This window comes from Candidatus Hydrogenedentota bacterium, from assembly GCA_013359265.1.
Lineage (GTDB): Bacteria > Hydrogenedentota > Hydrogenedentia > Hydrogenedentales > SLHB01 > JABWCD01.
Map to the genome: position 1 here is coordinate 258,756 of JABWCD010000001.1, position 12,755 is coordinate 271,510.

General features: G+C 61.4%; 9 protein-coding genes. 4 read left to right on the top strand and 5 right to left on the bottom strand.

The window, feature by feature from the left end; translation table 11 throughout:
- Positions 1-146: 146 nt before the first annotated feature.
- On the bottom strand, positions 147-2,405 hold the full coding sequence (locus tag HUU46_01020) for a hypothetical protein (GenBank protein NUM52199.1): 2,259 nt from the start codon (positions 2,403-2,405) through the stop codon (positions 147-149).
- 71 nt (positions 2,406-2,476) lie between these two features.
- On the opposite strand from HUU46_01020, the gene HUU46_01025 reads away from it, so the two are divergent.
- Positions 2,477-3,724, top strand: a complete 1,248-nt coding sequence (locus tag HUU46_01025) for an MFS transporter (protein ID NUM52200.1) — start codon at positions 2,477-2,479, stop codon at positions 3,722-3,724.
- On the opposite strand, the gene HUU46_01030 is transcribed toward HUU46_01025, so the two are convergent.
- From HUU46_01030 to HUU46_01040, 3 genes are read right to left on the bottom strand one after another with little or no spacing between them, the layout of a single operon-like run.
- Entirely contained in the window at positions 3,714-5,108 is a 1,395-nt protein-coding gene (locus tag HUU46_01030) for a DUF1501 domain-containing protein (protein ID NUM52201.1), read from the bottom strand. The two genes, HUU46_01025 and HUU46_01030, sit on opposite strands and share 11 nt — an antisense overlap.
- Positions 5,109-5,149: 41 nt before the next feature.
- The gene (locus HUU46_01035; protein ID NUM52202.1) at positions 5,150-5,449 is read right to left on the bottom strand and encodes a type II toxin-antitoxin system RelE/ParE family toxin; all 300 of its coding nucleotides are present in this window, start codon (positions 5,447-5,449) and stop codon (positions 5,150-5,152) included.
- Complete coding sequence (locus HUU46_01040) at positions 5,449-5,619, bottom strand: addiction module protein (protein NUM52203.1); 171 nt, start codon at positions 5,617-5,619, stop codon at positions 5,449-5,451. The genes HUU46_01035 and HUU46_01040 overlap by 1 nt, the downstream gene beginning before the upstream one ends.
- Positions 5,620-5,924: 305 nt before the next feature.
- Between HUU46_01040 and HUU46_01045 the strand changes: the two genes are divergently transcribed.
- From HUU46_01045 to HUU46_01055, 3 genes are all read left to right on the top strand, one after another.
- Complete coding sequence (locus tag HUU46_01045) at positions 5,925-7,631, top strand: ABC transporter ATP-binding protein (protein ID NUM52204.1); 1,707 nt, start codon at positions 5,925-5,927, stop codon at positions 7,629-7,631.
- A 73-nt stretch (positions 7,632-7,704) separates the two neighbouring features.
- Entirely contained in the window at positions 7,705-8,589 is an 885-nt protein-coding gene (locus HUU46_01050) for a TPM domain-containing protein (GenBank protein ID NUM52205.1), read from the top strand.
- A gap of 122 nt (positions 8,590-8,711) precedes the next feature.
- Entirely contained in the window at positions 8,712-9,086 is a 375-nt protein-coding gene (locus HUU46_01055; protein NUM52206.1) for a hypothetical protein, read from the top strand.
- 10 nt (positions 9,087-9,096) lie between these two features.
- Here HUU46_01055 and HUU46_01060 read toward each other — a convergent pair whose 3' ends face one another.
- On the bottom strand, positions 9,097-12,699 hold the full coding sequence (locus tag HUU46_01060; GenBank protein NUM52207.1) for a DUF1549 domain-containing protein: 3,603 nt from the start codon (positions 12,697-12,699) through the stop codon (positions 9,097-9,099).
- Positions 12,700-12,755: the final 56 nt, after the last annotated feature.

Here is a 12,755-nt window from a genome sequence, read left to right on the forward strand (position 1 = left end):
CCGAGCCAACAATGGGTGGGGCGAGGCTCCGTCCGAGCCGTATTTTGCACATCCCGAACGCGGCTCGGTCGGAGCCTCGCCCCACCCTCGGAGCCTCGCCCCACCCTCGGAGCCTCGCCCCACCCACTACCTTCATATCCTGCAATCTATCCGCGGACGGTTGGGAGCCAGCGGTCGAGCAGGTCTTGGCAGTTGATCACTTTTTCGACGAGATCGATCGGGACGTAGAAGTAATGGTTTGTGGCTTCGAAGCCCAGGCGCGAATCGCGGATCTGAATTGCATAGAGTTGGCGCGCCAGATCGATTTCGATTTTCAGGATCGATTCGATTTCCGCGCACGCGGCCGCGCGATCGGTGGCCGCGTTCTGCGCCAGCAACTCGTCGCGCAGCACGATGAAGCGCGCCTGGTTCGCACAACTGGCGTAATGGAGACCGCACGCCTCCATCACGTTGAGCTCGCGCTGCAATTCGTCGCGATGGTCCGCGTCGATGTATGCGAGCAATTCCTTTAGTTTCGCGGAACCTTCCGCAAATCCCTTGGCGGCTTTTTGCATCTGCGCGACGTAGACGTCCGCGGGATATGCGCCGCGCCACGCGGGCAACGCATCGTACGGAAACCCCACCATGGACGCGGCGTAGCCGGTGGCCTTCTCATACAGGGGGTTCGCGGGCCCCATGTGCTGCGGGCCGCTGTAGAGCCCGCTGTTGTCGTAGGGATACTCACTAAACGCAGTACTGCACGTCTTCCATGCGTTCACTACTTCGCCGGAACTGGCGATGCCGAACCGGCGATCGGCGACCTGCTTCATCGCCTCCTCGCCGCTGAGCGCGGGATCGGCGATGAGCTTACCGGCAACTTCGAGGTTTGGCGCGGGGTAGCCGCCAAGCGTCCACCCGAGCATGACGCCGTTTACGCGCGCGTCGCGCAAGTTCTCGATGTGCTTGGCGACGTTGGCGACTGCGGGAATGTACGGTACGGAACCGCACTCCCACGTTGTGTTCGCCTGAATCTTCGCGAAGGTGCGCAAGGGCGCGGGCAGACGTTCCGCGGCACGCCAATGCTTCGTTGCGCGCGGACCCGGCCCGATCACGGAGATCGAGTATTCGCCCACCTTATTGTCTATTCCGCCGCGCGTGAATGGAATACTCCATTCACTGACGCTCATATGCGAAGCGCTCGGCGGCAGTCGTTTGATCGCGCCCTCCGCCCAATCGTCGCCCCAGCCCCAGTCCCACGCGACGAGCCGCTGCGCGCCGGAGGCCATTCTGATGCCCGCATTCACCATTGCGTTCACCTCGGCGATGACGGCATCCGGTGTGCGTTTCGAGCAGCGCGGACACCCCGCGCCGTTTCCGTGGCTCCAGCAGTTGGTGAAATTCTCCGAAGCCGTAATCGTGAAGAAGCCAGCCAGGTCCGGGACGGTTTCGCAGATGAGCGCGACGGAACTGGCGATGTACTGCTGGACCGACTGGGCGCTGGTGCAGAGGGCGGCGTGTTCGTTTTCGACAGCGCCCTTCAGATCGGGGTTCTTCTCGAAGAAAGCGAGCGGCATTGCGCGCGGTTCGTTCAGGTAGAGGTAGACGCCCATGCCGTGCGATTTGGCGCGCGCGACGAGAGCGTTCAAGTTCTTTAAGCGCTGCTCGTGGTTCTCGCTCAGTTTCGGGTCCCACGGAAAGGGCGCCAGCTTGTAGAGTACGCCCTGGAGCCAAACCGCGTTTACGCCCAATGCGCTCAGGCGCGACAAATAACCATCGGGGAACGGGTCCGGCGCTCCGTCCATGAATGCGTCGCCGTACAGCGCGAAATATGAATAGCAGAAGCGCGGCGCGATCTTGCTGGATTCGTAGTCCGTCTGTGCGCCCTGGACGGGCTTCGACAGATCGGCGACGAACCCAAACATGGGATCCTCCAGTTTGCCCGCGCCATCGGGAAATGCCTCGCGCACAGTACGCGCGATGGCTTCTTCGCGCGCGCGGACGGAGTCGTCCGGCTCGGCCCATTTCAACGGTTCGCACTTCGGCTTGAGCAGGCCCAGCTTGACGTAGAGGAAATCGTCCTCGCGCAGCGTGTACGCCAGTTCGTCTTCCGTCCACCCCAGCAAATCGAGCATCTGATCGTATGGCAGCAGGTGCCAGTTCCGGCGAATCACGGTAATGTACGAGCGTTGGCGTTGATCCGCGGTTATTGCCGGCTGGTCCGCCAGCCCCATTGCTTTTCCTGTCTTCAGCACGTTCTCTTTGCTCGTGCCGAGCACGCGCGCCATGTCGTCCGCGGGAACAAGTTGCCAGTTGCGCCACACAAATGCGTGAACACGATCCGGGAAGTGCGGCGCGGCGACCGGATCGGGCGTTGGGCCGGTGGGCAGCGCGGCGAGAAGCAGGATTCCGGCATACGTAACGAGCATGGGAGACTCCTTGGAGATGAGCCGTTATACTGCGGGGCGGGTTGTGCGAAGTCAACCGCGTTGATTCGTCCGTGTTAAAGACCTACACTCTCGCGCTTATGTTCAAACCCCATGTACGCATTTGTCTCGCGGCTTTTACCCTCGATTTCGCGGTGATGATCGGGATGGTAGTCACGCCGTTCTTCGTCATGAACCAACTGGGCGGCACCACACAGACAGCGGGCATCTTTGGGGCGGTCGGGTCCGCGGTATATGCGTCGAGCGCGCTAATATCCGCCCGGTTTGTTTCGCGGGCGAAGAACGGCCTGAACTGGGCCGTTAGCGGTATTCTCGTGTTCGCCGTTTTTTATACGATGATGGCGATATTTTCCGATTGGCGCGTGTCGTTGGCGGTATCGTGCATCGGGTCCGCGGCGCTGTCTCTGGTATGGCCTGCGTTGCATTCGTGGGTTGGCGCGGAGCCCAACCTGGCGCGGCGCGCGCGCACGATGAGTTGGTTCAACATTTCGTGGAGCTTCGGGTTTTCGCTCAGCCCGCTGGTGGCCGGCCCGCTCTACGATGCGCACTACGCGTTGGCGTTCGCGGCGTTGTTTGGCGTCACGCTTGTGGCGCTGGCCCTCGTGAAATCGTTGCCGCACGAGTCCGCGCACTTCGACGCGCCGACGGAAGCGCTCCTGTTGGAACGTGCGCAGGACGATCGTGCGAGCGAAGTCTTCCTGTATTCGGGATGGTGCGCGACGTTCGTGGCGAACATGCTGGCGGGCGGGCTGCGGTTCACCTATCCGAAGCGGATTGACGATCTGGTCCGTGCGGGGGAACTGCACCTGCTGTGGGAAGAAACGCCGGCGGCGTTCTGGCGGACTGCGCCGGCCACGAATTTTTCGTATCTCGTTTTCGCGTTTTCCCTCGCGACCGCGCTTACATTCCTATACGTTGGCCGCACAAATTGGTGGAAGCACCGTTTCGGCATTATGGCGATCATGCAAGCCGGTTCGGCGGCGGCGTACTACGTATTGGGCCGCACGCAAAGCCTTGCGGTCATGTGCCTGTGTTGCGCGGTGGCCGGTTCGTTTTTGGGGCTGGCGTTTTTCAGCGCGACATATTACAGCCTGTCGAACGCGGCGCATAAACACGGGCGGGCATCGATCAACGAGGCTTCCGTCGGGTTTGGAGGCTTTCTCGGAAGTCTCGGTTGTGGCATGCTGGCCGAGCGCTTCGGCGTCCCCACGCCGTTTCTCTATACATACGCGTTGATCGGGCTGGGAATTGTAGTGCAGTGGGCCCTGCTAAAGTACGGTGAGTCCCGCGCTACGCGATGATATCGTGCACCACGTTTCCGAAAACGTCAGTGAGCCGATAATCGCGGCCCGAGTAGCGGTAAGTTAGTTTTGTGTGGTCGATGCCCATGAGGTGCAGGATCGTCGCGTGCAGATCGTGTACATGCACGCGGTTCTCGACGGCGTGCCAGCCGTATTCGTCGGTTGCGCCGTAGGCAAGACCGCCCTTCACACCGCCGCCCGCGAGCCACATCGTAAACCCGAAGGGATGGTGTTCGCGGCCGTTTGTACCTTCGGCGCAGGGGGTGCGGCCGAATTCGCCGCCCCACAGGACGATCGTGTCGTTGAGCAGGCCGCGCGATTTGAGGTCGTTGATGAGGCCGGCTACGGGTTTGTCCGTTGCCGCGCAGTTGTTCGGGAGTTCTTCCCGAAGGCCGCCGTGCTGGTCCCATAACTGGCAGCTTTTCCGTTTGGACGTTTCGGTGTGATACACCTGCACGCATCGGACGCCGCGCTCGACGAGGCGGCGGGCCAGCAGACATTGCTTGCCGAAAATCTGGGTAACCGGATCGTCCAGGCCATACAGCGTGCGCGTCGCGGGCGACTCGCCATTGATATCGAACGCCTCGGGCGCTTCGGTCTGCATGCGGTACGCGAGCTCGAAGGACGCGATGCGCGCGCTGAGGCGCGAATCATCGGCGCGGGTTGCGTCATGCAGTTCGTTCAATTCCTTGAGCGCATCGAGTTGAGCGCGCTGTTGTGCTCTCGCGAATGCTGCGTTGGCCAGGTTTGCAATCGGATCATCCAGGTTTGACACCAACGTGCCCTGATACGCGGCGGGCAAAAAACTCGAACTCCATAGGGGCGCGCCCTGCGCGGGTTGCGCCGGACTTAGCACGACAAATCCGGGCAGGTCCTGGTTCTCGCTGCCGAGTCCGTAGGTCAGCCACGATCCCATGCTGGGACGCGAAAACGATTGCTCGCCGGTGTTCATCTGCAAGCACGCGCCATTGTGATTGATGTTGTCGGCGACCATGGATTTGATGACGCACAGGTCGTCGGCGCAAGTCGCGAGGTGGGGCAGCAATTCGCTCATGTCGATGCCACCCTGCCCGTATTTCTTGAAGGTCCACGGCGAGCCGAGGAGGTTGCCGGTTTTCGTGCGTTCGAGTTTCGGCTTCTCGAACGGCAGGGGATTGCCGCTCTCCGATTGAAGGCGCGGCTTTGGATCGAATAAATCAACGTGGGACGGTCCGCCGGACAGGAAGATGAAAATGACATTCTTCGCGCGAGGGGCGAAGTGGGGTGCGCGAACCGCAAGCGGGTTCGCTGCAGAAGGCGCGGCAACATCGAGCGCGGCGGCTTCCCGTTGGAGCAGCGATGCCAGACCAATCATACCGAAGCCGTTCGCGCAGTGCCGGAGCATCTGGCGGCGGGAGATATCGTTTGTTCCAGGTCTAACCCTTGTCATGATTCGGACAGTCGCCTCTTCCAATACCGTCGTTTGCGCCGCTGGTGGACTACCGCGACAATTACTGCTGTATTGTCTTGAAGAGTATAAATCAGGCAATATGGATAGCGTTTCAGGATCAATCGCCGTACGCCAGGTTCCATCTCGGGCATGCCGCCAGGAAATTGGCGAATCAAGTCTATTCCGGCGTCGAGTTCTTCAATCCAGCCGGGGACAGCAACTCGGCTTCGCTTCTTGTAGTACTCCATCGCGCGCACGAAGTCGCGGCGCGCCAATCGATGGATTATGACGCGCATTACAGCAGTTTCGCGCGGATCTCTTGCATGAATTCTTCAATTGGGATGCAGTCGGCTGTGCCGGCTTCAAGTTCATCCATTCGCGAACGGATTTCTTCTATCCATTCGGCACTGAGCGGCGGAGCGCATTGATCCGTGACGCTTTCGAAAAGCCGCAAGGCGATTTCCACGCGGTCTCGCGTCGGCAGATCGAGCAGACCTTGAATTCGCTCGTCGTTTACCGTTCCCACGTCACATTATCCGGTTAGTTGTCTCTTTCGGGAATGCCATACGATATCTAATTGTCTCATACTTCACGGGTGAACACAACAGGCCAATTCATCCATACTGGTACGATTGCCGCGAACAAAAGGGATTCTGCACCTTGTCAAATCATGCGAAGAAGACGCAATCGTTCACGCTCTCCGGCGCGTGGCGGGACGCCCGGTTATTGCTGGCAGACCACTGGCGGCGATTGGCGTTTGGCGCGGTCCTGATGTTGATCAACCGCGCGTCGGGATTTGTGTTGCCGGCGTCGACGAAGTTTGTGATCGACGAAATTGTCGTGAACCGCCGGTCGGAGCTTCTGCTTCCCATCGCCATTGCCGCGGGCACCGCGACGCTTATCCAAGCGATAACGTCGTTCACGCTGTCCGTCGTAATCGGCGTGGCGGGGCAGAAAGCAATCACGGACATGCGCCGGCAGGTGCAAGCCCACATCACACGGCTGCCGATTCGGTATTTCGACAAGACCCAAACCGGCATTCTCATCTCGCGCATTATGACGGACGCCGAGGGGATACGTAACCTGGTTGGCACAGGAATCGTCTTGCTCATCGGCGGGTTTCTGACAGCATCTATCGCGCTTTGCGTCCTGTTCTGGCTCAACTGGCAGCTTACGACGCTAACGCTCGTCACGTTGCTCGCGTTCGGCGCGTTTACGTCCACGACGTTCAAGCGGCTGCGACCGGCATTTCGGCAGCGCGGCGAAATCAATGCAGAAGTCACCGGACGGTTGTCGGAGTCGCTTGGCGGCATTCGCATTGTGAAGGCGTACACGGCGGAGAAGCGGGAGCAAATCGTATTTGCGCACGGCGTCCACCGACTGTTCCGCAACATCGCAGGGACAATGACCGGGGTATCGAGTACGACCGCGGTTGCGACGGCGGTCGTCGGCGTGATCGGCGTCATCATGATCCTCGTCGGCGGACGGTCGCTCCTTTCCGGCGCGATGTCCATGGGCGATTTCTTCATGTACATTTCCTTTACGGCCCTCGTCGCCGCGCCGGTCGTGCAGATTTCCTCCATCGTCACTCAGATCAGCGAAGCGTTCGCCGGACTCGATCGCATCCACGAGATCATGGCGATGCCGACGGAAGACCAAGAGGACGCGCAGAAACAACCCATCGCGAGAATCCGCGGCGAAGTCGAATTCCAGGATGTATGGTTCGAATACGACCCGGATACGCCCGTGTTGAAGGGCGTCTCGTTTCACGCAACTGCCGGGACCACAACGGCGCTGGTCGGTTCGAGTGGGTCCGGCAAGAGCACGCTCATTTCGCTCGTCATGGCATTCAATCACCCGAAGTCCGGGCGCATCATTATCGACGGACAGAATCTGGGCGATATTCGATTGCGCGATTACCGTCACCATCTTGGCATTGTCATGCAGGACAACTTTTTGTTTGACGGCACGGTTGCGGACAACATCCGCTTCTCGAAACCCGGCGCCACGCGCGAGGACGTTGTCCACGTGAGCAGGATTGCGCACTGCGACGAGTTCATCGAAAAGTTCGAGAAGGGCTACGACACAATTGTCGGCGAACGCGGCGTACGGCTTTCCGGTGGACAACGCCAGCGCGTCGCGATTGCCCGCGCCATCCTCGCCGATCCGAGCATTCTGATTCTCGACGAAGCGACATCGAGCCTCGACAGCGAAAGCGAGGCACTGATTCAGGACGGGCTGCGCGCGTTGCGCAAGGGCCGCACGACATTTGTCATCGCGCACCGGCTTTCAACCATTCGCAGCGCGGACCAGATTCTCGTAATGGAGCACGGCGAAATCGTCGAGCGCGGCACGCACCGCGAACTCCTCGCGTTGGATGGGCGCTACAAACAGCTCCACGACAAGCAGTACGCAGTCGAACTCGACACCTACGTCAATCCGGGAGAGGAACTCGCGCGCGACGGCTCCGCCCGGTGACATCGCGCGGAAGGAGTGCGCATACTGGTTGATGTCATTGGAATGCCGGGTGGCTTCCGGGGAGGACTTGCCCATGCGGGATCGCGTACTTGGAACACGTCCAGCCTTCGGCATGGGCTGGTTAACGATGACGTGCCGGATGCTGCTTCTCGCCACGCTCTCATCTACGTTCGTAACGGCTGTCGCGGGCTACCCCGAGTATCACGACACGCGCCTGAATGATTTCGCGAACGTCGTGCGACCCGCCGACGCGGAGCAAATCCGTACCGCACTTACGGAGTTGCACGATAACACCGGCATCGAGGCCGTTGTCGTGACAGTCGATTCCATCCGCGATTACGGGACCAGTGATGCGACCATCGAATCGTTCGCCACAAATTTGTTCAACAGGTGGGGCATCGGTAACCGCGAGCGCAACGACGGCGCGATGCTGCTCGTCGCGGTAGAGGACCGAAAGGCGCGCATCGAGGTGGGGTCGCGTTACGGACTGACGTTAGATCCCGCCACGCGTGGCATCATTGATCACGTCATTTTGCCATTGTTCAAACAGGATGACTACAGCGGTGGAATCCTGCACGGGACACGCGCGCTGAGTACGGAACTGCAGGGCTGGAAGCCTCCGGCGGAGGCGGGAAGGTCGGCTGCGGAGACAGCACACGGAGGCACAGCGACGGCACGGGAAGCGCCCGGCAATGTCCGGTCACGCCCGCGGAACGCCGACGCATCAGAGTCCGTCGGGTGGAGCTTCTTGACAGCCGCAGCTATTGCTATTGCCTTGGTAGCGACGGTTATCGGGGCAGCGTTAGGGTTTCATCCATTTCGGCGCGGGTACAGCGAAGGCAATTATGACGGCGATGATGGTTACTGGTGGGGAGGATCGGGCGGTTCTGGCGGCGGGGGGAGCGGCGGGTTTGGCGGCGGGCGTTCCTCCGGCGGGGGTTCGAGCGGAGGTTGGTAACTGTCTGCAACGGAATGCGTTGGCCGACCGTACTGTACAAGACCTGCGTTCGGGCGTAGTCTATATTGAAGAAAGGTTGCCCTCCGGTCGTCGAATACCGGTCGGGGTTGGGAGGTCGTGCAATGAAAACGTATTCGTATGTTCTCGCCGCGGCGCTGGGTATCGCCATCGCCGTTGGGACGAAAAGTGTAGTCGCCGCGGGAGCGGACGGCTGGGACGCACTGGGCGCGGTCGTGAAGCTGCAGAATAAGGTCACGGCGCTGGAAGCGCGCGTCGCGGAACTGGAACGCGGCGGCCCGTTGGGCGATTCGCTGGCGTTACAGCACAAAGTGATTGAACTCGAGCGCAAACTCGATACGTTGGAAAGAGAATCCGGCGTTACGCGCGTTGTTGTCGACGAAATGCCGCGCGCGGACGTGCAGATTCCGATTCAGGTCCATTCGCAGGAAGAGATTCTACAAGTCTTCAAGCGCGGGATGTTCGTTCCCGCGAAATAACGCAATGGCGTCAGTCGACGAATGCGAATTCGTTGGCGCAGAGCAGTATCTGGCAGTATTCTTGCCACGCGCGGGTTTCGTCGTTCGGCGCGGCGGCGCGGGCGTGTTCCAGTACGCGGAGACCGATGGCCGTCTCCTCCTCCCGCGGTGGGCGGGCATAGAGAATCGGATACAGCGCTGCGATACGGGCCGCGTCGTCGGTAGCCTGCCACGTCAGAACGCGCCCGGCCATTGCGCGGGCCTGTTCCAGCACGAACGGATTGTTGATCAGAAACAGCGCCTGCGGCGCGACGGTCGATTCGGTGCGTTTGTCGATAATCGCAGTCGGGTCCGCCGCGTCGAACAGCATCGTGTACGAGGTACGGTCGCTGCGCACGGTGCGGAAGTAGACCGTGCGCCGCGGCGTCGCGATATCCGGGAAGGCCGTCCCCCCCACTGTCATGTCCAGCTTGCCGGAAACCGCCAGCATCGCATCGCGCAACGGCTCCGCTTCGAGCCTGCGGCGGTTCTGCCGGCCAAAGAATTTGTTGTCCGCGTCGGTCCCCGGCGCTGACGGCACGCACGACTGTTGATACGTGGATGACAGCATCATCATGCGGTGCATTGCCTTGATCGACCAGCCCGAACTCACGAACTCGGCGGCAAGATAGTCGAGCAACTCCGGGTGCGATGGCGCGATGCCGAGTTTGCCGAAGTTGCCGGGCGTACGCACGATGCCCTCGCCGAAGTGGTGCTGCCAGATGCGGTTCACCATCACGCGCGCGGTCAGCGGATTCTCCGCGCTGCCGACCCAGTCCGCGAGTTGCTTGCGGCCGCTTCCGGTAATCTGCGGCGCCGACGCGCCGGCGCGCACGAGCACGGCGGGGAAATCGCGCGGCACAACGTCTCCAAGCTGGGTGTAGCTTCCGCGCTTGTGGATGCGCGCGTCGCGGATGCCTTCGTGTTCGGTGTTTGGCGTACCGCCTTCCTGCGCGCCTTCCGTGTAATCGATCTCCGGTGCCGGTTGCGCGCGAAGGTCATCGAGTTCCTTGCGGACCGCGGCGAGTTTCTCGCGATCTTCGGCGAACTCCTGCGCGGTAAGCGTCAGTGGGTCGATGAAATATGGCCCCTGCTCGGCCACGAGTGACTTGTAGAACCGGGCGTTCGCTTCGTCCGGCAGTTTCGCGGCATCGTTCCCGTTCGCCGCAAGCGCGGATACGACGCTATCGACTACCTGTTGGACCTGCGCGGAGGCCGATTCGACCGCAGCGCGATCACCGGCATTCGATGCGGCCATCCATGCCGCGAGCGGCGAATCGCTGGGCGCGGGCGGCGTCCCGAGATCGACGAATGCCCAGGTGTCCGCATTGCCCATCGAATCCGGGTGGGGGTTCGATCGCAGCGGATCGGCCATCAAATCCGGCGTGAATCGCCACGTCTTCTCCGCGTCCGCCACACTCGTTACTTGTATCTTTATCACTGTCGAGTCGCAGGAATACTCTCCGCGCGGCTCGATCGCGAATAGCAGGGTATCGCCGAGCGCGACCGGCACCGGCTGCATCGCAGGCGAAATATCGGCTGCGCCTGCGTTATCCATTGCGCCTTCCGCAACCGTGGCCGTAGCCGTTCCGGCGCGGTGCTCGATCCGCCATGCCACGCCATTCCCGCAGTTTGCGTCCGCGTCGGCGATGCTCGCGCTCACCGTGACCTCGCCCGCGATTGGACTGCGCCACGCAACCGCGACGCCAGTCGTGGGCGAGGGATGGACGATCACCGAACGCGGCGGCTGCTTGATTGTCGCGTACACGCGTTCCTGGTCCGTCGTGTTAATCGTCACCGACGGCATGCCGTTCGTGCCGAGCCACGAGAATAGGCCGGGGAGGTTTTGCGCGTTCGGCACCGGATTCTTCAAGTAACGCAGTAGCGACAGGCCCGCGAGGTCCATCCACCGCGTGAGCGCGTCGCTGTTCAGTCCCCGTTGCGCGGCAAAGGCCAGAGTATCGAAGTTCGGATCGGACTTTCGCGCCTGCGCCGCGTCCCACGCCGCGATCAGATAGTCCTTTGTCTGGGCCATCAGTTGCGGCACGACGCGTTGCCGCAGCGCCGCGGACTGTTCATTGATCGCTGCCGTCAATTCGCCGTCGCGCTTTGCGCGCGCGTCCTGCGTGGCGGCGACCTCAGGCGTAATCAGCGGAATGTGCAGAATTGGCGAACCTTCGGTCTTCTGTCCCGGCCCCGGTAGAATGTGCGTGCTGAAGAAAATGCCCGCGAGCCCGTAGTAGTCGTGCATCGTGAACGGGTCAAACTTGTGATCGTGGCAGCGCGCGCAGCCCATCGTGACGCCCATGATGCCGCGCGTGACGACGTCGATCTGGTCGTCGACGATGTCGGTCACCATTTTCTGTTTATCGGCATCGCCCTGCGGCCAATTGCCGATGGCGAGCATAGCGGTGGCGATTGTGCCGTCGCGATTGAAGCCGGAGTCCGGTTGCTTCGGATCGGGGAGCAAATCGCCCGCGATTTGATACTTCACAAATTCGTTGTACGGCATGTCGCTATTGAACGCGCCGATCACCCAATCGCGATACCGCCACGAATTCACCGGATCGGTCACTGTTCCCGCTCGCGAATCGAAGGAGTCGGTGTAGCGGACGACATCCAGCCAATGTCTCCCCCACCGTTCGCCGTAGTGCGGGGACGCGAGCAAACGCTCGATTACTTTGGAGAAGGCGTTGGGCGATTTGTCCGCGAGAAACGCGTCAACCTCGTCCGGCGTCGGCGGCAACCCCACGAGATCGAATGTCGCCCGCCGAATCAGCGTGCGCTTGTCCGCCGGCCCTGCCGGTGCGATGCCTTCCGCCTCCAACTTCGCAAGGATGAAGCGATCGACGGGGGTCTTTATCCACGATTCGTCCTTAACTGCGGGCGGCCCGCTGCGAACCACCGGCTTGAACGCCCACCATTCGCGCTCCTTGGCAATATCGATGCCCGCGGCAGCCGCGACGGGAATTGTTTGGCTTTCCTTTGGCCACGGGGCGCCCATCGCCACCCATTCGGTGAGCGCGTCGATTGCCGCCTGATCCAGCTTCGAACTCGGCGGCATCTTCAGTTCCTGCTCGTAGCCGATCGCTCGCACGAGCAAGCTCGCCGCAGCATCACCCGGCACGATCCCCGCTCCATGGTCGCCGCCATTCAAAATCGCATTGCGCGAATCCAGCCGTAGATTCGATTTCTGTTTCTCCGGACCGTGACACGACTGGCAGTGTTCGATGAGGACTGGGCGCACCTTGGATTCGAAGAAATGGAGCGCGTCGTCGCTGAACTGCGGTTCGACCGTGTCGGAAACACCGGCCAGGCGGAGCGCGGTCTCCACCGCGCGCAGCCGCGCCTGCAAAGAGGCGCGCGCGGCGTTGTCGTCAGTGGATTTCAAGGCCTCCGTCACACGCGCCTTCTCTTGCGCAAGTTGTTCCTTCAGTTGCGCACTCGAATCCGCGCCGGCCAGGGCGTCAAATGCGGCCCGGAATTCGTCCGCGAGTCCCTGCGCATCCGCATGGAACAACGCAGCCGCCGCGAGGCATGGCGCCACGATGAACGAAACGTGGCGGAAACGCATGGTAGGGAAGCGATTACGCATGGCCGCTACTATGCCATAGCCTGTAGGCCAACGCCACGCGGCGCCGCCGACGGGTT

What these genes read in the sequence shown, in the direction of transcription:
- HUU46_01020 (NUM52199.1), bottom strand. Translation starts at nt 2,405, where the DNA reads ATGCTCGTTACGTATGCCGGAATCCTGCTTCTCGCCGCGCTGCCCACC.
- HUU46_01035 (NUM52202.1), bottom strand. Translation starts at nt 5,449, where the DNA reads ATGCGCGTCATAATCCATCGATTGGCGCGCCGCGACTTCGTGCGCGCG.
- HUU46_01060 (NUM52207.1), bottom strand. Translation starts at nt 12,699, where the DNA reads ATGCGTAATCGCTTCCCTACCATGCGTTTCCGCCACGTTTCGTTCATC.
- HUU46_01055 (NUM52206.1), top strand. Translation starts at nt 8,712, where the DNA reads ATGAAAACGTATTCGTATGTTCTCGCCGCGGCGCTGGGTATCGCCATC.
- HUU46_01050 (NUM52205.1), top strand. Translation starts at nt 7,705, where the DNA reads ATGCGGGATCGCGTACTTGGAACACGTCCAGCCTTCGGCATGGGCTGG.
- HUU46_01045 (NUM52204.1), top strand. Translation starts at nt 5,925, where the DNA reads ATGTTGATCAACCGCGCGTCGGGATTTGTGTTGCCGGCGTCGACGAAG.
- HUU46_01030 (NUM52201.1), bottom strand. Translation starts at nt 5,108, where the DNA reads ATGCTCCGGCACTGCGCGAACGGCTTCGGTATGATTGGTCTGGCATCG.